This is a genomic window from Blautia wexlerae DSM 19850, assembly GCF_025148125.1.
GTDB lineage: Bacteria > Bacillota > Clostridia > Lachnospirales > Lachnospiraceae > Blautia_A > Blautia_A wexlerae.
This window is the reverse complement of the sequence record NZ_CP102267.1, coordinates 2,414,224-2,440,001: the sequence shown is the minus strand read 5'-3', so window position 1 is coordinate 2,440,001 and position 25,778 is coordinate 2,414,224. Positions and strand designations below refer to the sequence as shown.

Sequence of the window (25,778 nt, the reverse complement as noted above, 5' to 3'; positions counted from 1 at the left end):
AGGAGAACAGAATGGAAACAGCAGCGATCATGCGAATGAAAGAGCTGGTGCAAAAGCTGGACAGGGCAGCAAAGGCGTATTACCAGCAGGATACAGAGATCATAAGCAACAGAGAGTACGATCAGATGTACGACGAGCTTCAGGCTCTGGAGAAAGAGACAGGCACTGTTCTGGCAAACAGCCCAACCGTAAGCGTAGGGTACGAGGCAGTTGACCAGCTTCCAAAAGAAGAACACGAATCCCCCATGCTGTCTCTGGACAAGACTAAGGACAGAGAAGTTCTGAGGGAATTTATCGGGGAACACAAAACGCTTCTGTCATGGAAGCTGGACGGACTGACGATCGTTCTTACCTACGAGAATGGAGGACTTGCCAAAGCAGTTACACGTGGAAACGGTGTGACAGGAGAGGTTGTCACCAATAATGCCAGAGTATTTAAGAACGTTCCTCTTAAAATCCCGTATCAGGGAAGACTGGTGTTGCGTGGGGAAGCGATCATTACTTATTCGGACTTTGAACGGATCAATGAATCCATAGAAGACGTTGATGCGAAATACAAGAATCCGAGAAACTTATGCAGCGGTTCTGTCCGCCAGTTAAACAATGAGATCACAGCCCGCAGGAATGTGCGTTTCTACGCATTTACGCTGGTAAGCGCCGACGGGGTTGATTTCCATAATTCAAGAGCCCGGCAGTTTGAATGGCTGAAAGAACAGGGATTTGATGTAGTGGAATACAGGACAGTCACAGCTTCAACGCTGGATGAAGCCATGGAATATTTTTCAACTGCGATCACTGAGAATGATTTTCCGTCGGACGGACTGGTTGCTCTTTATGATGATATTGCATACGGAGATTCCCTTGGAAGAACAGCGAAATTTCCCAGAAATGCTTTTGCATTCAAATGGGCAGATGAGATCAGAGAAACCCATCTTCTGGAGATCGAATGGAGCCCGTCAAGAACAGGGCTGATCAATCCGGTGGCTGTTTTTGAACCGGTTGAGCTGGAGGGAACCACTGTGAGCCGCGCCAGCGTACACAATGTGAGCATTCTAAAAGAATTGCAGCTTGGTATCGGGGATACGATCACTGTATATAAAGCAAATATGATCATTCCGCAGATTGCAGAAAACCTCACACGCAGCAGTAAACTGGAAATTCCGGATACTTGCCCTGCATGTGGCCATGGAACACAGATACAGAAGGTAAATGATGTGGAGGCACTTTACTGTACAAATCCTGACTGTGCCGCAAAGAAGATCAAATCCTTTGCACTTTTTGCAAGCAGGGATGCCATGAACATTGACGGACTGTCAGAAGCAACACTGGAGAAATTCATTGCAAGAGGCTTTATTCATGATTTCGGAGATATTTTTGAGATTGGGAAGCATCGTGATGAGATCGTGGAGATGGACGGATTCGGGGAGAAATCCTTTGAGAACCTGATGACCAGCCTTGATAAAGCTAAGGAGACTACTCTTGCGAAGGTGATCTACAGCCTTGGAATCGCCAATATCGGTCTTGCCAATGCAAAAGTGATCTGCAGGCATTTTGATGATGATCTGGAGAAGATCCGTCATGCAGATAAAGAGGAGATCAGCTCTATTGATACCATCGGACCGGTAATTGCCGGAAGTCTGACTGATTATTTTTCAAACGAGGATAATAACAGAAAACTGGATCATCTGATGAGCCATCTGACTGTTAAGAAAGAAGAAAAGACAGGTGAGCAGATTTTCCGGAACATGAATTTCGTTATCACAGGAAGTGTGGAGCACTTTGCAAACAGAGCACAGGCAAAGGAATTTATTGAGTCTCTGGGAGGCAAGGTGACCGGATCAGTAACATCGAAGACGAACTACCTGATCAATAATGACACAACTTCCAATTCTTCAAAGAATAAAAAAGCCAAAGAACTGGGAATTCCGATCCTTTCTGAAGAAGATTTCCTGAAGATGGCACAACAATAAAATAATAAGAACAGGAGATAAGATAATGCCAATTAAAATACAGAGCGATCTGCCCGTAAAAGAGATTCTGGAAAAAGAAAATATTTTCGTGATGGATGAGTCACGTGCATCCCATCAGGATATCCGCCCCATTCAGATCCTCATTCTGAACCTGATGCCTCTGAAAGAGGAGACAGAGCTTCAGCTTCTGCGTTCCCTTTCCAACACACCGCTGCAGGTAGATGTCACCTTTATGGCAGTACAGAGCCATGAAGCGAAGAATACATCTGTGAGTCATCTGAATAAATTTTATCAGACATTTCCGGAACTGAAAAATAACAAATATGATGGAATGATCATCACAGGTGCTCCTGTAGAGCAGATGGAATTCGAAGAGGTAGACTACTGGAAGGAACTGGTAGAGATCATGGACTGGACAAACACCCATGTTACCTCCACCATTTATCTGTGCTGGGCTGCACAGGCAGGACTCTACCACCACTATGGACTGAAAAAACGCAAACTTGATAAGAAGATGTTTGGTCTTTTCTGGCATAAAGTGATGAACCGTAAGATTCCGCTGGTACGCGGATTCGACGATATGTTCCTTGCACCTCATTCCAGACATACGGAAGTTCCCATCGAGGATATCCATAACTGTAAAGAGCTGACAGTGCTTGCTGAATCCGATGAAGCAGGGCTTTTCCTTGCAATGGCAGACGGCGGCCGCAAGATCTTTGTAATGGGACATCCGGAATATGATCGTGTGACTCTTGACGGTGAGTACAAACGTGATGTCAGCAAAAACCTGCCCATCGAAATCCCGGAGAATTATTACAAAGACAACAACCCGGAAAACAGACCGCTCCTTATGTGGAGAGCACATGCGAACAACCTGTATACAAACTGGCTGAATTACTATGTCTACCAGTCAACTCCGTTCGACCTGTATGGAACACCGGATTTCAGCGAGATCTAAAGGGTTTGCGAGAAGTTCAATTTCACTATCTTACCGTATTTTTACGCATCTTTATGAAAAATGGTGTCAAACCTGTGAGAAAATGGTGTCAAACCTGTGAGAAAATGGTGTCAAAACTGAACAGTAACCGGATATCTATATTCGTTTTGTCAGAATCAAAAACAGGTTGCTGAACAGACATAACCTATATTATAATGTACATATAACCAAACTCACTTGGAGGTGATAATATGCCATTACTTGAAGAGGAATATAGAAAAGAAGAGAAGATTAATGGTGTAATCTATGATATGTCACCATCACCAAATTATCAGCATGGGCTTGTAGATGGTAATATTTATCGAATCATATCAACTGGTTTACAGGGAACACTGTGTTTAGCATTCATGGAGAATCTGGATTATAAATATCATGCACAGGAGAATAATGATTATGTGATACCAGATGTGATGATTATATGTGACCGTAAGCATTTGAAAGGTGGTTCCTATACTGGTACACCCAGATTTATTGTGGAAACTCTTAGCCCGGCAACAGCATTAAGAGATATGACTGTGAAGAAAGAAATTTACCAGGCAGCAGGTGTAGAAGAGTATTGGATCATCTCACCGAAAGAAAGAGCAGTACAGATTTATTATCTTGAGGATGGTAAATATGATTTGAAGTATAGCTATATCTTGCAGGATGATCCAGAAGAAGAACATTATAATGCAGATACAGTGGTGACACTGAAAGATTTTCCGAAAATCTCCATGACATTGGCAGAGATGTTTGAGAATGTAGAATAATATGAGCAGCATGAAAGCCCTCGGGAGTTAATCCTGGGGGGCTTTTGGTATAGCCAAATCCGTTGAAGTATGTTATTATATGCATCAGTTCTCAGAATCGGGAATATTCAGCTGAGATAAGAAAGGACACAACAATCATATGAACATAGGAAATATCATGAAGATCACAGGCGCATGGAACACCTTTAAGAGCAATCATCCCAAGTTCCCGGCATTCTGTCAGGCAGTTTCACGCAAAGGACTTAAAGAAGGAAGCATTATTGAAATTGCGATCACCACTCCTGAGGGAGAGAAGATAGAGACAAACCTGAAAGTAAAGGACAGTGACCTGGAATTACTGAAACAGTTGTCTGACCTGAAAATGTGAAAAAGTTTACAAAAATTTTATTTGAATAACAGGTATAAATCTGCTATAGTATTCTATGTTGGTTAAGTTGATTATTATTCGTTCCCATATATAAGAATGATAGGTTCTCAAAAGAAAGAAGAGGAAGAAAATTGCGTAAAAAATCACATATTTTATTAGCAAGATACCTTGCGGATCAGATGCAGACCACAGCAAGCCTGCAGTCTCACAGAAAGGCTTTCTGCCTGGGCAGCATTCTGCCGGATATCAAACCGTCCTTTATCACCAGAAGACACGAGTTCTACGGAACATTTGAAGATGTCAAGAACCGGATGAAAGAACTGGCAGATATCAGACCGGATGAGAGTAACCAGAGAGTTTACTGGCGGCGGTTCGGCGAAGTGATCCACTATATGGCGGATTATTTTACCTTTCCTCATAATAAAACATATACAGGAAGCTTCAGCCAGCATAATCATTATGAGAAAGTACTTAAGAACAGACTGAAAGAATGTATACAGCAGGGAGAAGCATATGCATATCTGGAACCGGCCATCCGCTTCGCAGATTTCTCCACCCTGATCGATTATATCGAAGCTACTCATGAGAAATACCTCAACAAGCTCCGCAGCGTGGAAGAGGATATCCGCTTTATCCTGAATATGTGTTTTCAGGTAGTGCAGGGACTGATACAGATCTGCATTGGTAATAAGAACTTTGCAGGAGCCATTCAGGCAGCCTGACAGAGATACGCTAAGAATACAGGAAGGCTGTGTGGAAATCATATCCGCACAGCCTTCCTGCATTCTGAAATATATCTTTCTCACTGCTTGAGTCGGTTAAAATGTGACAAAAAAATGAATTTTGGTCAAATCTGGAATTTACCTGCCCTGAGCTGTTGATTTCAAAAAATGATTATGCTAGAATAAAACAGGTTAATATTTCGGGATAATTCACTTATGAAATAACATAATAATGTGAAAAGTAATTTAGACAGTATGCCCTTATAAACAGGGGGTAAGGACATGCTCACAGTAAGAAGGGAGCAATTTAGATATATGAAAAACAAGTATCTTACCAGATTCTTATGTCTGACATTGATGTCAGGAATGGTATTATCCGGTCCTGCGTCCGTACTTGCAGCAGAGGATACTGCTGCGTATACAGCAGACGGTTCTGATTTCAGCGATTCCGGTGATTTTGATTCAGGATCAGAGGATCCGGCGCCGGCAGATCCGACTCCTGCAGAGCCAACACCTGCGCCGGTAGATCCGACACCTGCAGACCCCACACCTGCACCGGTAGATCCGACACCAACAGATCCGACACCAACACCTGCACCGGCAGATCCGACTCCGACACCAACAGATCCGACTCCGACACCTGCGAATCCTACACCAACACCGTCTTCACAGATTACGAAGGCAGCCCAGGATGTGATCGACAGAATCAAAGAGTTGAACGCACAGACCATCACGCTGGAGAAGAAAGCCACTGTTCAGAGCATCCGCACTGCATATAATGCCTTGTCTGATACAGAGAAGGCACAGGTTTCTAATTATAATCTGCTGGTTCAGGCAGAAGCGACTATTGCTCAGCTGGAAGCGCAGAAGAACAATGCGAATACGAATAATCCATTTACGAGTAATACCAGTGCTGCACAGACCGGAACTCCGGTATATTATGCGTCCAATATCCACGCAGGTAAGGATTTCTATCTGGACAGCCTGAAGAATAACTACAATCTGACCTTCTCAGATGATTTCGCTTCTGTTATGGATGAGATCGAGAAGGAATATAAAGAGAAGAACAAAGTGGCAGATGCCAGCGATGTAAACGGCAGCAAGACCACCACATCTGCAGACAGTCTTCTGGTAAGAAACTGGCAGGATATCCTTGCAGTCTATGTATATCAGCAGAGCCAGGATGGAAAAACAGAATTTACCCTGGATTCTTCCTGCAAGAAAGACCTTGCGAAAATCTTTGCAGAGATGAACCCGATCGTAAGGGACAAGCAGGATATCACTCACGTTACATACGCTAATCGTAAAATCAACTACTATATTAAGAAAAATAAAATCGCAAAAAAGGATCGTACGATCCTTAAGAAATATGTGGAGACAGACTGCAAACTCCTCTGCGCGGTAGTAACAGCTGCCAACGGTTTTGTCCGCGAGAGCGTAGGAGATGATGTTTCCGAGGAAAGAGTAAATGTTATCTCCGCAGCCTATTCACTGGTTGGTAAAGTCGGTTACTTCTGGGGCGGCAAATCCACAGTGATCGGTGAAGATCCAGGTTGGGGAACCAGCGAGAAGGTATCAGCCGAGGGAAGCAAGAGCACCGGAACCATCCGCGCATACGGACTGGACTGCAGTGGTTTTGTCACCTGGGCCGTGATCAACGGATATCAGGATAAAGCAATGCAGGGAGCTGTAGGCGACGGAACTTCCGATCAGTGGGAGAAAGCAAACGTGGTAACTGAGGCAGATGCACAGCCCGGAGATCTGGTGTTCCAGAAAGGACCGGAAGCAGGAAGCGATAATCATGTAGGTATTCTCTGCGGTAAAACAGACGCAGGTGACTGGATCGCAGTACACTGCTCCTCCGGCAAGAATGGAGTAACAGTAGGCGAAGCATACAGTGCAAGCTTCCGTTACATCCGCCAGCCATCCTTCTACCCGACACAGGAACAGGTTCAGGAAATGCAGAGCAGCAGTACGGTAACAACAGGTGATGCAGCAGCTTCCACAGGAACAGATATCTTTTCTGCAAATGTGACAGTAAGCAATACTCTGCAGGATGCGATGAAGTCAAATACTTCCGACTCAACAGGATTCACAACATCAGGATCCACTGAGAAGACTTCCATCCTTCCGGATAAGATTGATCTGTCAAAAGAGAAAGTCGCTGTATTTAAGGCAAAATAAAATGGATAAAAGAAGGGAGAAAGTCATACAAAAAAGTCTGGCTATCCCTTCTTTTTTCGTGTGTAAACTTTTTTATCTGTTAACTTAAACGCTCAAGCAAAAACTGACGAATTTGCTTATTGGTCTGCGGAATATGCTTCAAAAACGAAAAAAATATTCGAAAATATGGAAACAAAAATTGACAAAGTGTACGAAATATGTTAACTTTAAATCAATAATATAATGTCAGATAAAAAAAGGAGAAATTCCTTCTTTTTTGTTGCTGATATTACAGTAAAATCTGAAGATGAAACACCAACAGATGATTTGTTCTGTAAACAGTGAACACACTGTTGTGTTCGGAAAAGAGATACACAGATGGCATTAAGACGTGAGAGAATGAGGCTTGGTGACATGCTCATCAGGCAGAATGTACTGACTGAAGATGAATTAAAGAAAGCCCTGGAATTGCAGAAGGGAAGCGGCAAGAAGATCGGTGAAGTTTTGGTAGATAATGGCTTTATCACTGAGGATATGATCGTTCGTGCCCTCCAGATGCAGCTGGGGCTTAAAGTCGTTCAGCTGACAGGCGTGACGATCCCGAAAGAAGTCAGAAATCTGGTCAGCGTGGACCTTCTCAAGAAATATACCTGCATTCCATTTGAACTGGATCCCTACAACGCAAATATCCTTCATCTGGCAATGGCAGATCCGATGGATATGGCTGCAATCGATGACATCTCTATCGTGACAAACCTGCAGATAGAGCCTTACATTGCTACAACCAGAGATATTCTTGCGGCAATCGACAGATGCTACGGCGCATCAGAGACACTGGATGCAGCCAGACGATTTACTCAGGAGAGAGCACAGCTTCGTGGAGGAGCAGCAGACGACGATACAGACACAGACGTAAGTGATGCACCTATTGTACAGCTGGTGCGTTCCCTTATTGAACAGGCGATCCGCCAGAGGGCCAGTGATATCCATATCGAAGCTCTGGAGAACAAAGTCCGCATCCGTTACAGGATCGACGGTGCACTCTATGAGCGTATGGTATATGATAACAGCCTTCTTCCTGCGATTTCCACCCGTATCAAGATCCTTGGAGGCATGGATATCTCAGAGAAAAGGAAACCTCAGGACGGACGTATGTCCATTATGGTAGACAGACAGGATTATGATATCCGAATTTCCTCTCTGCCTACTGTACACGGAGAGAAGATCGTAATGCGACTCTCTTCAAAACTGAACCTGACACGTAACAAGAAAGATCTGGGACTTCCACCCGATGAGATGGAACGTTTCAACCATATGCTGGCTAGTCCTTTCGGGATCATTCTTGTAACAGGACCTACAGGAAGCGGTAAATCCACTACCCTGTATACCGCATTAAGCGAATTAAATAAAGAAGCAGTCAATATCGTAACAGTAGAGGATCCTGTAGAGGCAGATATTGAGGGTATCAATCAGGTACAGGTCAACAATAAGGTAGACCTGAATTTTGCGTCAGCCCTTCGTTCTATTCTCCGTCAGGACCCGGACATTATTATGATCGGTGAGATTCGAGACAGGGAGACTGCTGCTATTGCAGTACAGGCATCCATAACAGGACATCTGGTTGTTTCTACATTGCATACAAATAATGCAGTAGGTACTCTGAACCGTATGGCGGACATGGGAGTGGAGAGATATCTGATCGCAGATTCTGTTGTAGGAGTTATCGCTCAGCGCCTTGTGCGTAAGCTGTGCAGCCATTGCAAGAAGATGCGCCCTGCAACCTCTGAGGAGAAGAGAATTCTGAGAATGAATACACAGGAGGAAGTAAATGTCTACGAACCCTGTGGCTGTGATTTCTGCAGCCATACAGGATATTACGGGCGTATCGGTGTGTTCGAAATCATGGAGGTCAATGACGAGATCCGTGATCTGATTGCAGAGAATGGCACAACAGAGGAACTGGAACGTGCAGCCAGAAACAGCGGTATGCGCACACTGAGAGAGAATGGTATCAACTATGTGCTGAACGGTACCACCTCTGTGGAAGAGATGCTTAAGGCATCTTATGAATGATTGAGACTTATAGATTATTAATTTTACGACTATAATATAGAAGGAATTCCTGCGGAACCGGAGTTCTCCGGAGATTCTCAGGGAGTTACGAGGCAGATTAGGAAATATGTATAATTTAGACGAAATACTGATACAGTCAGTGAAGGTAAAGGCTTCCGATATCCATCTGACAACCGGTCGGCCGCCAAGCTACAGGATCGATGGCGTACTGACCCCCATAGAGGGAGAACGCCTTACCCCGCAGATGCTTGAAGACATTCTCATGCCCCTGATGGATGTCCGTCACAGAGAAGAATTACAGAACAATGGACAGACGGACTTCGCATATGCCATCTCAGGTGTGGGACGTTTTCGCGTAAATGTGTTTAAACAGAGAGGAACACTTGCTTCCGTTATGCGAAGCCTTCCTTTCAATATCCCGGAACCTGAGGAGCTTGGTATTCCTGCAGAGGTAGTGGAGATGACCACGCGGAAAAGAGGTCTTATTTTGGTAACAGGGCCGACAGGAAGCGGGAAATCAACTACATTGGCTTCATTGATCCATGTGATTAACAGGACGTATCCGTATCATATCATTACGCTGGAGGACCCGATTGAATATCTGCACAGACATGATAAATCAATCGTAAACCAGAGAGAGATCGGAAGCGACTCAACAAATTATGCGCAGGCGTTAAGGGCTGCACTTCGAGAGGATCCGGATGTTATCCTGGTAGGAGAGATGCGAGATCTGGAAACGATTTCTACTGCGATCACTGCGGCGGAGACCGGACATTTGGTATTTTCTACTTTGCATACGATTGGAGCAGATAAGACCATCGACCGAATCATCGATGTATTCCCTCCAAATCAGCAGCAGCAGATTCGTATCCAGCTTGCTTCGGTGTTGGAGTGTGTGGTATCACAGCAGCTTCTTAAGAAAGCAGACGGAAGCGGCCGTGTGGCGGCACTGGAAGTACTTTTTGCAAATAATGCGGTGCGGAATCTGATTCGTGAGAGTAAGACCTACCAGATCGCATCTATTATGCAGACCAATAAAAGAGCTGGTATGCAGACAATGGATGATGCGCTGTATGACTTATATATGAGAAAGCTTATCGATGCGGATAATGCAGTGACTTATGCGCAGGATCCGGTGAGCATGAATAAAAAAGTCAACTTTGATTTCTAACAGAAAAAGAATCTGGCGGACGACCTGAGTTTGACTGGACAGAAAGAAGTGATAAGATGCCAGGTTTTACCTACGTGGCAGTAGATAAGAAGGGAAAAGAGAAGAGAGGAAATATCGACGCGGACTCCAGGGAGAAAGTCGTAGAGATTCTGAAAAACGACGGGTTTATTCCTGTTTCTATCAAGGAACAGGGTGCTTTGAATAAAGAGATTGATTTCTCCATAGGTAAGAAAGTAAAGCCCAGAGACTTAAGTGTATTCTGCCGTCAGTTCGTCAGTATCACGCAGGCGGGTGTTCCTATGAAGGAAGCCTTGCAGATGCTTTCAGAGCAGACAGAGAATAAATGGCTCAAGCGTGCGATTTCTGAAGTTTTGCTTAGTGTGGAAAAAGGTAATACACTGGCGGATTCCATGAGAGGCCAGCAGGATGTATTTCCGCCGATGCTCATCAATATGGTAGAAGCTGGTGAGAACTCGGGTAGTCTGGAGATGGCCTTCACGCGAATGGCAGTACAGTTTGAGAAGGAAGCCAAGCTGAAAGCTACTATTAAGAAGGCTACGATTTATCCGATTATTCTGGTTATTGCGGCAATCGGTGTTGTGGCGGTAATGATGTTATTCGTTATCCCGATTTTCATTGATATGTTCGCTGATCTGGATGTGGAGATGCCGGCGATCACGATGTGGGTTATGAATACCAGTAAATGGGTGACTGCGAACTGGTATATTATTCTGGCAGTAATCATTCTGGTGGTTGTGGCGTATAAGCTGATTTACAGGACAGAACAGGGCAGACTTACGATTGATAAGATTAAGATGAAGATGCCGTTGTTTGGTAAGTTGACTGTGAAGACTGCGTGTGCGCAGTTTGCCAGGACGATGAGTACGTTGTTGTCGTCTGGTATTTCTACGATTGATGCACTGGAGACTGTGGCGAAGATTGTTAATAATATTCATTATACAAATGCGCTGATGAAAGCCAGAGAGGAAGTTATGAAAGGTATTCCGCTCTCGGAGCCGCTGGTGACTTCGGGGATCTTTCCACCGATGGTTTGTCATATGACGGGGATTGGTGAGGAGACCGGTAATATCGAGGATATGCTGGAGAAGCTGGCGGATTATTATGATGAAGAGGTGGAGATGACTACGCAGAGTGTATTGGCGGCTATGGAACCGTTGATTATTGTGTTTATAGCGCTTGTGGTTGGTACGCTGGTTATCGCGGTTATTTCGCCGATTAAGGCTATGTATAATGGACTTGATAATCTGTAATAAAAGTCCCTGATTGCGGCGATGTGACCGTTGTGCTTGCGCATAAGGGCATATTGACCTAAGACGGGCTAGCCCTCATGAGCAGGTAGCGTAGCGGATTGCGGATGTGGACGGCGATTATGGAGTGACGTAGTTACGGAATAATCGACTTTTATGGACATACACGCGATTGGGAACCGCGTTAAAAGTTTCCGAATTGTTTGGGATGTTTCATGGCTAGCATAGGGGCTGTGTTCATCATAGAATCATGTAAATGTCGTGTTTTCTTTGAATGACATGGAAGGGGGCGCATGGAAAAAACGAGATTTAAATGATTAATGGATAGAAAGAAAATTTTAAGATATTGTCGGGTGGACGCTCCGAAATGTAAATAGATTTATCTACGGCTTCGGAGCCAGTCATGCTAGGCATTCTAAAATCTGCTAAAAGCATTTCGCGAAAACCTCAGGACTCGCTTTGCTCAGATAGTGAGTTTTTTCGCGGAATAACGCAGATTTCCGAATACCAAGTATGACTAAGACTCCTGTAGATGTAGATAAATCTATTTACATTTCGGAGCTGGTATGACGATAATGTGTAACAATAAAAGATTTTCTTGATCCTGACAAATTTGTAACAGGAAAACTAAATAACGAGTTTATAAACATAACTCCCTCCCTCCTGGAAAAGAGATTTTTACAGGGGGGGGGGTGGAGAGCCTGTAGTGGGTTCTCGCTCGTTGAATCAATCATCGGATAGTGACATTCGTGATGAAAGCAACAGGAGAGTTATGTATTCATCGAAAAGTTGAATATGTTATCTGGCATATATGATGCTGCTCTTGTATCTTTCGACACGATATGACTCTATCCGGATTGAAGTGAAATTAATTATTTTGAAGGAGAATGAGTTATGTTTAAATTTCCGAAAGACAGAAAAAAGAAAGATAACAAGGGATTTACTCTTGTTGAGTTAGTAATCGTAGTTGCTATCCTTGCAATTTTAGTTGGATTACTTGCACCACAGTATACTAAATATGTTGAAAAATCAAGAAAATCTGCTGACGCAAGTAATCTTGAAAATATGGTTAAGGCAGTAGAAATTGCAGCTGCAGATGCTAGTGAGAGTATTCCAGCTGGTGAGTATACAATAAAAATTACTCAAAAAGCAGCTGAAAATTCAACAGGAACAGTTGTTACAGAGAAAAGTAATAAATCCACAGAAGCAGTAGATAAAGCTTTAAAAGAGTTTATAAATGATACATATACATCTACAGTAACTAAATCTAAAAAATGGTCAGAAGCAGGAGGAAACGCAGATGGAAGCATAAGTGCTACAATTACTGTTGATCCTAATGGTGCAACAAAAGTAGTTTATGTTCCAACCACAATAAAAGATTTAAGTTCTCAGAAGTAGATTTAATTTTTCGATGAATGCATAATAATCCGTTGTATGTTGTGTATGAGCGATGTTGCTATCTCGATATAACGAAAGTTAAGGAGAGATAGTAATATGTTAAAATTATTTAACAGAAAGAAAAAAGATAACAAAGGTTTTACATTAGTAGAACTTGTAATTGTAGTTGCTATTCTTGCAATTTTGGTCGGTATTCTTGCACCACAGTATACAAAGTATGTTGAAAAATCAAGACAGTCTGCAGACGTAAGTAATCTTGAAAATATTGTTAAGGGATTTAAAGTTGCAGCAGCAGATACCGATTATAATATTATTCCGAATGGAACAACTAGTGCAGTATTTACAATAAAAATGGAAGCTTCTGGCACAACTATTACTGCAACAGGTGCTCCAACAAAAGGAACTAATGACACTAATTTATATTGGCAAGATGCAATAAAAGAATATACAGGATATGATTTTCCTTCAAAGGTTGAAGATTTGAAACTTAAATCAAAAAAATGGCGTACTACACCTGCACAGGGATCTACAGCAGAGACTGCTATTGAAGCAACAGTTACTGTTAAATCGGATGGATCAGTTACTGTTGAATATAATCCTGCAAGTGTGAAAGACGGTACAGCAGGTCCTACGGCATAATAAATATTTATTATTGGAAAGGAAATACCCCTATGCTCTTTTTCCTAGACGCAATCCCCTACATAATAATTTTCATATTCGGAATCACCATCGGCAGTTTCCTGAATGTCTGCATCTATCGAATCCCTCACGGGGAGTCGATTGTGACGGCCCCTTCGCATTGTATGACTTGCGGGAGGAAGCTTCGGTGGTATGATATGGTTCCGGTTTTTAGCTGGTTGGTTTTAGGGGGTAAGTGTCGTAACTGTAAATCGAAAATTTCAGTTCAGTATCCGATCATAGAGGGTGTCAATGGCATCCTCTATGTGGTGATATGTGTGGTGAATGGACTGGTTTGGAACAGTGTGGTTTACTGCTTTATGGCGTCGGCTCTTCTGGTTTTGAGTGTGATTGACTGGCGGACGTATGAGATTCCGTTTTGTCTGAATGTATTTTTGTTTGTCCTTGGTGTGGCGGCTGTGGTGCTTGACAGGGGGAATCTGGTGGATCATTTGATTGGAATGGTTTGTGTCAGTGGTTTGCTGGAGGTGCTTTATCTGGTGAGTGGCGGCAGAGCAATTGGCGGGGGAGACATTAAGCTGATGTTTGCCTGCGGGCTGATTCTTGGATGGGAGCGGATTATTCTGGCTTTTCTTCTGGGATGTGTTATTGGCTCAGTGGTTCATACTGTAAGAATCAAGGTGAGCAAGGCGGGACGTATGCTTGCTATGGGTCCTTATCTGTCGGCTGGTGTTTTGCTGGCGGCTTTGTGGGGAAATGCATGGATTAACTGGTATTTGTCATTACTTGGACTGTGATTTTTATGACTGTCTGCCGACATTATTCTGTAAGGTGTTTGTCGGGGAGGCAGAGAAACAGAAATATCTTTAACTGGAAATCGAAAGATTTTTTCAGTTAGAAAAATGTGTTTCAGTTAATAAGAGTAAGTGGTCAGAGTGGATTGAAAAATATCTGCCTGAACTGAAATGTATTTTTCTAACTGAAAAGTTGCCGGGCATATGGTCACGGTAATCTGAAAGTATACGGAGGAACGCACAATGGCGAAAATTTTAAGCATAGAAGTTGAGGCATCTCAGGTCAGAGTTGCGGAAATCGAGGTACGTGGTAAGAAGGGCAGAATTTATAACTGTTTCTGTATCCCGGCGCCTCAGGGAGCGGTGGAGGATGGTCAGATCCGTGATACGAAGAGTCTGGGAGAAGTGCTGAAGGAAGAACTTTCCCAGAGAAAGATTAAAACAAAGAAGGTTTATTTTGCGACGGGTTCTACGAGGATTGCGAGCAGGGAGGTTCGTATCCCGTTTGTTAAGGCGAACAGGATTCAGAGTATCATTGAGGCAAATGCTACGGATTATTTTCCGATTGATGTCAGTAAGTATGTTCTTTCTTACAGTGTAATTGATGTGGAGTCTCAGAAGGCTGAGGGTGAGAAAGAGGAGACGAAGCAGTATCATCTGATGGTTTATGCGGCACCGAAAGCTATTTCTGCGGCTTATGCAGAGTTTGCAGAGAATGCAGGACTGACGATGACCGGGATTACTTATACTGGTGACAGTATTTATCATTCTGTCAGAGGAGAATACGCCAAGGGTACACATATTCTGGTAAAGATTGAATTGAAAGGTACAAGCATTACGATTATTCGTGATGGAGAGCTCGCTTTGCAACGTAATATTAATTATGGTGTGGATAGTGCAGTTGAGACTGTGAGGGCTTTTCCGGAGTTTGGTGACAGATTGGATGTAAATGAGGCTCTGGAGGTGCTTTGCAGCAGAAAATGTATCAATTCTGCTCTTGATATGGAACCTGCAGAGGAGGCGGTTTCTGATGAAGCGAGGATGATGGAGACTGCCAGGGCGGAAGTAACAGAGAGTCTGAGATATCTGATTGGAAATATTTCCCGTATCATGGACTATTTTATTTCACGCCATACCGATGCTATGTTTGAATCGATTGACTGCTGTGGACTTGGAGCAGAGGTAAAAGGGTTGATGCAGCTTCTTTCCAATGAACTTGGCCAACAGGTAAATGTGCTTGATAAGCTGGAGAATTTTGCCCTGCCTGTCAGCGCACAGGATGAGGACGCTTATCTGTATGCAGCGGTTCTGGCACCTGGTACATCAGGCGTAAACCTGATGGAGAAGATTAGTAGAAAGAAGAAAGAAAAGAAGGATACCTTAAGCGGTGCCATTATTATCTTTGCGGTTGGAACTGTGGCGGGCGTTGTTCTGACCGCTGCGGGATATGCAAACCGTATTTATCAGCAGCATGAGCAGGACCGGCTGAATCAGCGAATCACGGAAGAGAGTTCGATTGAGGATATTTATAATGCCTATAACAATGCGAAGTCTCAGTATGATAATTATGAAAATATGTATCAGTATACCAATACTCCGAATGAGGGACTTAAGAATTTCATTGAAGAGATGGAAGAGAAGATGCCATCAGACATTACAGTGGAGAGCTTTAGTTCAACCGGAACACAGGTTAGCTTTTCCATGCGTGTGACCAGTAAGTCAGCAGCGGCAAATGCCATTATGCAACTTCGGACTTTTGAGAGTCTGGCGACTGTGACGACTACTGGAATTGATGAATCAGAGGATGGAACTGTGTCATTGAGTGTACTTTGTACGTACTCAGATCCGGCACCGCTGGATACAAGCGCAGAATAAGGAGGCAGAAAAATCAAAATGGACATGAATATTTCTATGCGCGATAAAAAAATACTGCTGATGTTCTTGGGCGTAGGTATCTTTGCTGCCGGATATTTCTTCGGATATCGTCCGCAGATGGAGGAGGCTGAGAGTATTCAGGCTTCTAACGCACCTTTACAGGAACGATTAAATGATTTGATAAAACTGGCTGAGAATAAAGATTTCTATCTGGAAGAGACAGATTCTATCAATGCAAAGATTGACGAATATACATCAGAGTTTCCGGCAGATATCCGTTCAGAGGACGGAATTGTGCTTTCTATGAATATGGAAAGTTCTTTGGATATGGAGATTTCCAATGTAGGGCTCGGAACCAGGGAGTTTATTGCGGCTCTTGATGGAAGTACAGAGGACCCGTTGCTCAATATGCCTGATGAAACTTTGTCAGAGCAGGCAAATGCCCAGACACAGGAGCAGCTTGATGAGATCGAAGGTACGGATGTGCAGGGCGACAAGGAACGCCAGAACGCTTCGGATGAAGAGGTGGCGAATCTGAATCAGACGCTTGCGACTCCGGTGCTTTACCGCACACAGGACAGTATGCAGTTTACCGGTACGTATGCAAGCCTTAAGGATATGGTAGATTATCTCGCAGATCATAGTGGCAGAATGACACTTGACAATGTAAATGCTTCTTTTGACTCATCTACTGGTAATCTCACGGGAAGTATTACCGTAAATCTGTTCTCTATGGCAGGAACCGGTAAGACTTATACAGAGCCGGATGCAGGAAGTGTAGCATACGGAACTGACAATATCTTTGGAACTATCGAGTCAGGCAAGAGCAAGAAAAGTAAAAAGAGCAAGAAGAAAGCCGCAGATACAATAGACGCACAGAGTGCAGACGCTGCAACAGAACAGGCGGTTTCCGATACTGGTGCTGACGGCCAGAGCACTAACAGTCAGGAAGGAGAAAATATGCAGGATGCAGCAGCCCCTGCTGATAGCGCCGCACAGGCACAATAAGGAAAGTATGTTAGAGGGGAGAGATATAAGGCCCCTCTAACTGTGTTTTATGAGGAAAAGAGTATTTTGATTATAAATTATGACAGAAGAGAAGGGAGCATACAGTTGGACAGAAAAAAGAAAAAAAATTCAAACGCAGGTATGACACTGCTAGAAGTAATCATCGCAGTGAGTATTTTCTCAATATCTGCAATTGTGCTCCTGCAGAGCTTTGTGACTTCGAGCCGGATCAATAAGAAGTCTAATACATATCTGGAAGCTACCAGTACAGCACAGAATGTGATGGAGGAAATAAAAGCAAAGAGATTTCAGGAGGTCGCACTTGCGTTTAATTATCCAGTTGACCTTACTACTAATAGCAGCAGATTTACATTTCTGGACTCACAGCTTTCTGAAATTAAGGATAATACTCTGGAGATTAAAGAAATTGCCAAGGACGATGATGGGAATTATATAAACGTACGAAAATATAATAAAGCAGATGGTGATGATGATTCAAAAGTTACTGCATCCGTAATTTCTCATGATAGTGGAAAAACCTACAAGTTTAATGCAAATGACAGTGGAAAATATTATTATTCTATGTCTAATGTGAAGAATCTCAATGAAACTTTTGATGTGCTGGTTGAATTTGACGGGGGAGATGATACAGAATACAGAAAAAAAACGATTTCCAATAATGAATATGGAAAGAATGACTATCTGTCACCAAACATTGCGAAACTTGACACGAAAAAAAACGCGTTTCTTATTATGGAGAAAGACTGGTGTTCAAGAACAACAATAGAAGAACAAATGATTAAACCGCAACATGATGCAGCATGTAAAAAGTGGCAAGACGATCTTGATGCATGGAAAGAACAGAATACTTTCGAAGAGAGTTTAGAAGATGGGACTAAGAGATATCATCCTACAGCGGAAGAGATTTTGAATTATAAACAAGAAAATCCTGAACCATCAGAATTGGATTATGAAGATGTTTATGCACATACAAGGCGTATTTTGAAAATTAAGCTGGAAAAAAGTGGTGGCGGAGGTATTATTGTAAAAGCAAGATATATTTTATGTGCGTATGATTACACAAAGGCTAATGCCAAAGTATCTGAATATGCAACAATGTCGTTTTGCCCATGTGGAGGCGAGAGTGCAAATCTTAAAGATGGTGAAGAAAAGCGAGCTGACTGTTTCTGCACAGTATATAATGATTACACGACTTTTTACAGTTCTGAGAATGAAGATGATTTGCAGAACATATATATATTCTATTATCCAAATTATAATTCCCAGAATATTGTTAAGCCATTAGATGAAATATATTTTGATAATACAGATATTAAGGTAAAAGAAGGAAATTATCCGGTTAATCTTTATGTTACAAAACAGCGTGATGAGAAGAATAATGAGCCAACTTCAGCACAGGAAATGCAGTACAAAATGTCTCTTACTATACAGGAAAGTTCTACAAAACCATGGAGTGCGAATATGGGATTGTATAAGGCGTCCACCACATTGCTGACAAATCTTGATTATGATATCAGTAATATTAAGGAAATTCCGAAACGTATTAATGCAAATCAGATGAAGCTAACTTATACAGATACGAGTAACCATAAAACGTCCGGATATAGTGCCAAGAACATTTTGTCATATAATGGTCTTGATAACCGGCAGGCGGAAGACCGCATTTATAATGCCGTTGTAAAGGTATACAAGCAGGGAGCGGCACAAAATAATTTCCCGGAAAGGGATATGATTGTCAGTCTTGACGGGGCAAAAGAAAACTAACAGTCAGGAGGAATAAAGGTAAAATATGAATCAAATTTCAAAAAGAAAAAAGAATCAGGGTTTTTCCTTACTGACAGTAATTGTAGCTGTTGCATTTATTGGAATTCTGGGAATGCTCATTTTATACATTGCAATGGCGAATTTTCAAATGAAGATCACAGATTTAAAAGGAAAAGACAGCTTTTATACAGCAGAGAAAGCGCTGGAGGAAGTCAGGACAGGTTTGCAGGAGGATGTTGGAGAGGCAATGTCTACTGCGTATATCAAGGTCCTCGAGACTTATTCCCAAGACTCAGATGTGTCTTCTGCAGATGCTACACTGGACGAATTAAGGCAGGCAAGTTTCAAGGAGTTATTTGTTAAAGAGCTGACCGAACGTTTGAAAAAAGGGACAGATACTTCTCAGTATGACTTGCAAAAAATTAACGGGTATCTGGATCTTACAAATGAGACTGAATTTGACGATACCAAAGAGACGGTGATTGTTACAAATCCAACAGGCAAATCACCTTCTATGGTAAAAGATGTAAAAGATGGAATTCTTCTTAAGAATCTGAAGGCTATTTATGTAGATGCGCAGGGAAGGGCTTCGATTATTGAGACAGATATTCGTCTTGGTATTCCGAAAATTCAGTTTCCTACCCCATCTACACTTCCAGATTTGATGAATATGATTGTTGTTGCAAATAAGGGAATTGTATGTGAGGGGACAGACATTACTCAGGAGACAGTGATTCAGGGAAGTGTATATGCAGGTCTGCTGGAGGATAAACAGTCTGATCAGATGATAGCAGATGGCTCAGATAAGGTCAGCGTTGAAATTACACCTGGTGCAAAATTGTCTGTTTCATCAGGAGATAAATTTGTCTGCCAGGGAAATATCAATGTAGGCGACGGAGGCAGATTTTCCAGTGGCTCTATTGTATCTGTCTGGGCTCAGGGGATAAATCTTACATCCGCAACAGTTGAACTTTTGGGAAAAACTTATCTGGCAGATGACTTGACAGTAAATACTGGAAAGAACAGTAATGTGAAGATAGATGGAGAATATTATGGATTTGGCGCGGCGGATTCTGCTAAAACATCCAAAATGTATCATAATAATGACGATGAAGAGGGAGTCACACCTGTTTATGATTACGAGGGACGTTCAGATTCTTCATTAAGCAGTGCCATTGTTATTAATGGAAAGAATACAACAATGGACCTGTCAGGTGCACAGAGAATTATGCTTGCCGGAAAAAATTATATAGCAAGTACGAAAATTCCGTCTGAAAGAGGAAATAAATCAGATATCATGACAGGAGAGAGTCTTACTGTAAAGGGGACTCAGCTTGCATATCTGATACCTGCTGAATTGATTGGTGATGGAACACAGACAAATCCTATGACGTATGATCAGTATGTGACGCTAACAGCAAATGATAAAAAAATAGTGATTAATGACAGTGTTCCTGTGACTCAGTGGGGAAATCAGACGCTGAAACAGATAGGTGTAGATGAATCAAAACCCGTACAGGAAGTTTTTTATAATGATAATGCTGCCGGAGGAGGATTTGTATATTTTTATTTAAATTTCACAGACAGTACAAAAGCGGCTGCATTTATGCAGACATATTATGCTGTTGAGAATATAAAGACAAATATGGACGAGTACTTAAACTTTTATTTTGGTGAAAATGCCGGTGTAAAGGTAAATGATCCGCAGGCATATTTACGATATATTACGAATGGAAATGTTCTAAGTTCTGTTCCGGATGCTGATGGAAAGACACAGAACGGACATCTGTATGAGGCAACAGATACAAAGTCTGGAAAACTGCTTAGTGAGGAACAGGTGAAATACCAAAATATGTGGTATACCTTAAACAGAAAGATGATATCAAGTTATGATCTGCTGAAGAAAGATGTTAAAGATGCAGAGGGAAATTCTCATGATGAGAGACAAAGCAACAGGACTGTGTTTGATAATCTGGTAAATAAAGACGGAATGCGTACCTTTATTAATGAGAAAGGAAAGGCATCTTCTGATGGATATAAGGAATATCAATTTAATACTGAAAAAGATAATTCAGGTTTGACAGCTATTATGGCTGATAATGAGAATAAAGATACACTGACAATCAATTCAGAAACAGCAAAAAAACTGCGTCTGGTGGTATGTACCGGAGATGTAAAGATTGATTCTGGAGTAACTTTCAATGGCATTATCATGGCACAGGGAAAAATCACTTTAGGTCCCGGCGCAAAACTTATTTCGTCTCCGCTGGAAGCTGCGAAAGTATTTCAGGCACAGATGGATGCAGAAGCAGGAGAAAAAGTATCTCCTAAAAATTTCTTTTGGGAGGGTGATCAGTATGTTCTTGGCAATTCCACAGCGACAGGAACTACATCAGGTAACAATCTTGCTGATAATACATACGATCTGGCACAATGTGTAACTTATGAAAACTGGAAGAAGAAATAGGCGGTATTTATGAAGAATAAGAACAAAGGTTTTACATTAGTTGAATTAGTGATTGTGGTAGCGATATTTACCATTCTTCTGGGAATTTTAGAGCCGTCTGTTAATTCGATTTTCGGATTCCGTGTACAGAGGGCTGCCAACAGTATTGGTGCGGCGCTGGATAAGACAAAAACAGAAGCTATGAACCGGCTGGTAGGTGAGATGAAACTGGAAAAACAGGATGACGGATATTACATCAGCTATTATCTTGACAGAGGAAAAGCCAGTGAAGGAAGAGTGAAACAGGACCAGCCAGAAAAAATTGCCCCGGCCGGTACAAAGATTAAAATCTATACAACGGATAATGAGGCAGGCAAAGAAATGGAATCAGGAGATTCTATTATCATTACTTATGACCGGGAGAGTGGAGGTTTCCGCCCGTTGCAACAGGATGTTATGACACAGGAACAAATCAACAGTTATCTTGAACAATGTGCAGATATTCCTTTTTTGGATAATGGAAAAAATTATTGCACAAAGATAGAAGTAAGAGGCGGATATAGAATCAGAAACCTTGAGTTAAATAAGGATACCGGCACTTATACGATAACAGCCGGCTGATAGAGGGGACAGTCACATGAAAAAAAAGAACAAAGGTTTTACATTAATAGAATTGATCGTAACGGTAGCTATTATAGCGATTTTTTCCGGAGTAGTACTGTCTGTGATAGGTACAGGTGCGAATAGTTATATAAAGACTTCAAACACTGCCAAATCACAGATGGAAGCTCAGGATGTTATGGATCAGATGGAGAATATGATCATTGATGTAAACCGTAGCGTATATTATGCGTATGGAAAAGGTATCAATGATGGATACGGGAATGAAATCCGTAATGATATTGATTCTTCGGACAGTTCTCAGTCGAAGACCTTCTTTGCGTGCAGTGCAGAAGAAAAAGATGCGGTGCAGAAAAAATATGCATACTCATGTGACATAATCGAATGGGACAGTGATGAACAAAAGCTGTATTACGGATGTAGAGTTTGGGAAGGAGTGGAAACAGAAACTACAGATAATTCTGCTGCTGACGGAACAGAAAATGGAAATACTGGAACTGATACACAGAGTATTACGGATAATAATGCGATGGTGGCAGGAATTTCTGATGATAGCGCAGACAATACAAATGAGAATACAGAAGATAATATTATTGTAAAATCTAGGCGAACCACAGAGGTTACAACAAAAGTAGAGAAAACTTTGATAGCAGAGGATATTACAAATTTTTGCGTAGATGTGTCCAAAGCACAGACAGACCGCATTGTACGATTTCAGTTTACAACCAATAAAAAAGGAAACGAAATCACAACCATTCATACTGTAAACCTGAGAAATCAGGTACAGATAGGAAAACCGGGAGACGGTTATGGTACGGCTGAAAATGGAAATGCATGGATTAATATTGTGGATTATCCAAAAGAAATCAATCCGGGAGAGAAACTTTCGGGATTTAGTAAGCGTATGAATGGAAATATTGACCCAAGTACAGTAGAATGGATTGTAGAAACAGCAAATGGCTCTTTTAGCGGTACAGATAATATAAATCTTGCGCTGACAGCGGCAGATTCTGCAACAGGAGAAATTCGAATCTATGTTCAGGCAAGCACAACAGATGGCAGGCAGATTAAGTCCCAGACAGTAGGGATTAAGGTAAATTCAAAAATACCGGCTGGTCTGGAGCCAGTGGCAGGAACCAATGAACTCCTGCTGGCAGTAGGACAGAATTATTCATTAGCTAATATGATACAGTGGAGAATAAAATACAGTGACGGAACCACCGGCGAGTCATTAAATGCGGTTGAGTGGACTACAACTTCAAATATAGGAGTTAGCCTTGGAAATGACGGAGAACTTATTATACCGGAAAGTTTGGGAAATACTACTTCTGATTCTTTCTTTAAAATTTCTGTATCTTATACAGATAGTGCAACTACTAAAACTCTGTCAGGAGAAATCTCAATAAAACTGGCACGTTTAGATCTCTCTCAGCCGGAAACATTATATGTAGGAGATACTATGCCATTTGCTTATGAATACAAAGAGGGCGGAAATGTAGTAACGAATCTTTCTGATGAACAGATTACGAAAAGTGTTATTCCTCAGACTAATAAAGCAGCTCCGGGAAAAATAGGAGAATTACTGACTGACCAGGATGTAGGAAAGTGGACTGCGAAAGCAGAAATGGAACTTGGTAATAGAGGAGGGTATGGAAATTTAAAGGCAGAAAGTTCGTTTAATGTCAAACAAAAAGTAGAAAATGGAACAATAGAAATAGGAAGGACTGAAGAAAATAATGACACAGTAGTTGCTGGTGCTACATATTACTGTTCATATTATAATTCTCAAGGTTTTCATGTGAAGGAGGTAAGTGATTTTTCTTGGAACTACAAAATAGAGTGGTTTATTGAAGGAGGAACAGATTCTTACTTCATGAATGCCAATAATATAAGCAGTGGAGAGAATGATGCACAATTATATATTGGTGAAAATGAACATGGATTTATATTATCAGCAATAATGACAATTTATTCAGGATACAGTCAAAATGAGAATGAAATTAAACATCGTTACGAGGCTCAAATAAATGTAAAGGTAATAACTGATATAGAAATTGTGGAACCGCCAACGCCAATGCTTATAGGAAAAACTTATACTCTTAGGGCTGACGCTACTGTATGGAGTATAAATGATTCAGGACAACATGTGTCTGAAAAGAAAAAAGTTCCACGAAAAGAGACAGACTGGAAAACAAATACTGGTCATACTATAAAAGATGAATCTTGGAAGATTGAAAAAGGACAGCAATCGGGAGAATTAATCGCAGATTGTTGGGGTATGCCAAATGTATTTTTTGGAAATGAAATTAATGATTCGAAAAAGAAAGTTCATCTTATTGATTCAAGATGGACAGACGTAAGAAAGAGTGCGGAAATAATTATAAAAGATAATAAGACATCAATATTTCCGGGTGACACAACCCAGCTATGGCTAAAATTACAAAATGAACATGGACAGATAACAGGAAATGTTAGCTGGAAAAGCAGTGATGATAGAGTTAAAATAAGTCCGGATAGACAGAACTCTGTATATGAAAATGGGACAGCAATACCTGTTACAGTAACTGCTGATTCTGATATTACTCAAACGGTTACCTGTAAGATAACTGCAAATTATACAAATGCAGATGGTGAAACTGGAACAGAATCCGTTGATATTTTTGTTACGCCTTTAATGATGAGTCTGACACATTCAAATGATCAGTTATTTTTTGAGGACAGGCAGGTGACTGAACAAATAACTGCATATATACAAGATGCATCTAATGATACTGATGTTACAAAGGATTATGATATTACATGGACAGTAAGCCCGGAAGATCAAACTGTTTATACATATAATTCTGATAATAATAAACTCAATTTTGTGGTCGTTGCAAAGCCATCGTCAGAAAGAATTGTTACGATCAAGGCAATTGCCAGAAAGAAAAATTCAGATAACATTGCGTGTACGGCATCAACTCAGATTACTGTGAACAGTAAAATAACTAAAACGCGAATATATAATTGTACTCAAGGTCAGTCACAGTCTTTGGAATTTGATGAAGATGACATGAATCTGATAACAAAGAGCATTAAGGCCAAGTATGTATTGAATGCAGAAAACAGTCAGATAGAATGCAATCGAAATAATATTCCTACGCTCAAATTAGAGGGAGATAGACCGGAAAATCTGGTAATTAAAATGAACGCTTCGACGACTGATTTTACACAATATAGATATATCTTGATATCTGTTGATTTGAGAAGCGTGCTGTACAATTTTTATATTTACCCAATAGAGAATAATGTATATGATACAGAGTATTCAGAAAATGCTGGTAAACCTTATACTTATGTTCCAGGAGATTTAGAGTCAATCAAGAAAATGGCAACTTTGGAGAGTGACGGATATACGTATAAATTTAAGGACAGCAAGGGAGAAATATGTGAATTACGTTTAAGTATTCACAGAAAGACTGGAACGGGCTCATTTTCTGGTTCAATTGCTGGCTCTTCGGCAGGCAAATGGTTTATGCAACGTGGCAATGTCTATTATAAATATATAAATAATGGATGGTATATATTTAATAATGGAACAGCATACAGTTGGGATTGGTATGATAGGGCTCAGTGTACAAGATATTATTGGAACTTAAATGATAAGATTAGACTGTTGGATGATTTAAGTGGAATATCTAATAAAACATTCTGGCAGAGGTGGAATTAAACCAGATCATCATTAAACAAAGG

Annotated in this window: 18 protein-coding genes and 1 pseudogene; all 19 read left to right on the top strand. The window is 41.4% G+C overall.

Annotation, left to right across the window (positions count from 1 at the left end):
- The first annotated feature begins 11 nt into the window (after positions 1-11).
- Entirely contained in the window at positions 12-1,970 is a 1,959-nt protein-coding gene (gene ligA, locus NQ550_RS11280; RefSeq protein WP_020993939.1) for an NAD-dependent DNA ligase LigA, read from the top strand.
- 25 nt (positions 1,971-1,995) lie between these two features.
- A complete protein-coding gene (metA, locus tag NQ550_RS11275; protein ID WP_022381035.1) occupies positions 1,996-2,928 on the top strand; it encodes a homoserine O-acetyltransferase MetA in 933 nt (310 codons plus the stop codon).
- A 230-nt stretch (positions 2,929-3,158) separates the two neighbouring features.
- Positions 3,159-3,716 (top strand): Uma2 family endonuclease, encoded by a 558-nt coding sequence (locus NQ550_RS11270; RefSeq protein ID WP_008703326.1) that lies wholly within the window; start codon positions 3,159-3,161, stop codon positions 3,714-3,716.
- A gap of 139 nt (positions 3,717-3,855) precedes the next feature.
- Complete coding sequence (locus NQ550_RS11265; RefSeq protein ID WP_025578219.1) at positions 3,856-4,083, top strand: hypothetical protein; 228 nt, start codon at positions 3,856-3,858, stop codon at positions 4,081-4,083.
- Positions 4,084-4,214: 131 nt separating this feature from the next.
- A complete protein-coding gene (locus NQ550_RS11260; protein ID WP_022381034.1) occupies positions 4,215-4,805 on the top strand; it encodes a zinc dependent phospholipase C family protein in 591 nt (196 codons plus the stop codon).
- Between the two features lie 315 nt (positions 4,806-5,120).
- Positions 5,121-6,989: a C40 family peptidase gene (locus NQ550_RS11255; RefSeq protein WP_242833558.1), complete on the top strand. Its 1,869-nt coding sequence runs from the start codon at positions 5,121-5,123 to the stop codon at positions 6,987-6,989.
- A gap of 357 nt (positions 6,990-7,346) precedes the next feature.
- Complete coding sequence (locus tag NQ550_RS11250; RefSeq protein WP_025578215.1) at positions 7,347-9,041, top strand: GspE/PulE family protein; 1,695 nt, start codon at positions 7,347-7,349, stop codon at positions 9,039-9,041.
- Positions 9,042-9,147: 106 nt separating this feature from the next.
- Entirely contained in the window at positions 9,148-10,212 is a 1,065-nt protein-coding gene (locus tag NQ550_RS11245; RefSeq protein ID WP_025578213.1) for a type IV pilus twitching motility protein PilT, read from the top strand.
- A 56-nt stretch (positions 10,213-10,268) separates the two neighbouring features.
- Complete coding sequence (locus NQ550_RS11240; protein ID WP_025578212.1) at positions 10,269-11,483, top strand: type II secretion system F family protein; 1,215 nt, start codon at positions 10,269-10,271, stop codon at positions 11,481-11,483.
- A gap of 891 nt (positions 11,484-12,374) precedes the next feature.
- Positions 12,375-12,878, top strand: a complete 504-nt coding sequence (locus tag NQ550_RS11235; RefSeq protein WP_025578210.1) for a type IV pilin protein — start codon at positions 12,375-12,377, stop codon at positions 12,876-12,878.
- A 96-nt stretch (positions 12,879-12,974) separates the two neighbouring features.
- Entirely contained in the window at positions 12,975-13,517 is a 543-nt protein-coding gene (locus tag NQ550_RS11230) for a type IV pilin protein (protein WP_025578208.1), read from the top strand.
- Positions 13,518-13,549: 32 nt separating this feature from the next.
- Positions 13,550-14,314, top strand: coding sequence for a prepilin peptidase (locus NQ550_RS11225; RefSeq protein ID WP_025578206.1), 765 nt, complete (start codon positions 13,550-13,552; stop codon positions 14,312-14,314).
- A gap of 240 nt (positions 14,315-14,554) precedes the next feature.
- Positions 14,555-16,186, top strand: coding sequence for a pilus assembly protein PilM (gene pilM, locus NQ550_RS11220; RefSeq protein WP_025578204.1), 1,632 nt, complete (start codon positions 14,555-14,557; stop codon positions 16,184-16,186).
- An 18-nt stretch (positions 16,187-16,204) separates the two neighbouring features.
- Positions 16,205-17,194: a hypothetical protein gene (locus tag NQ550_RS11215; protein WP_025578202.1), complete on the top strand. Its 990-nt coding sequence runs from the start codon at positions 16,205-16,207 to the stop codon at positions 17,192-17,194.
- A 141-nt stretch (positions 17,195-17,335) separates the two neighbouring features.
- Positions 17,336-18,979, top strand: a complete 1,644-nt coding sequence (locus tag NQ550_RS11210; protein WP_259837177.1) for a type IV pilus modification PilV family protein — start codon at positions 17,336-17,338, stop codon at positions 18,977-18,979.
- 25 nt (positions 18,980-19,004) lie between these two features.
- The gene (locus tag NQ550_RS11205; RefSeq protein WP_025578198.1) at positions 19,005-21,446 is read left to right on the top strand and encodes a type II secretion system protein; all 2,442 of its coding nucleotides are present in this window, start codon (positions 19,005-19,007) and stop codon (positions 21,444-21,446) included.
- A gap of 9 nt (positions 21,447-21,455) precedes the next feature.
- On the top strand, positions 21,456-22,046 hold the full coding sequence (locus tag NQ550_RS11200) for a prepilin-type N-terminal cleavage/methylation domain-containing protein (protein WP_025578196.1): 591 nt from the start codon (positions 21,456-21,458) through the stop codon (positions 22,044-22,046).
- Between the two features lie 16 nt (positions 22,047-22,062).
- Positions 22,063-22,116: pseudogene (locus NQ550_RS22865) on the top strand (prepilin-type N-terminal cleavage/methylation domain-containing protein); the annotation flags it as partial.
- A gap of 108 nt (positions 22,117-22,224) precedes the next feature.
- Positions 22,225-25,755: a hypothetical protein gene (locus tag NQ550_RS11195; protein ID WP_259837174.1), complete on the top strand. Its 3,531-nt coding sequence runs from the start codon at positions 22,225-22,227 to the stop codon at positions 25,753-25,755.
- Positions 25,756-25,778 lie beyond the last annotated feature (23 nt).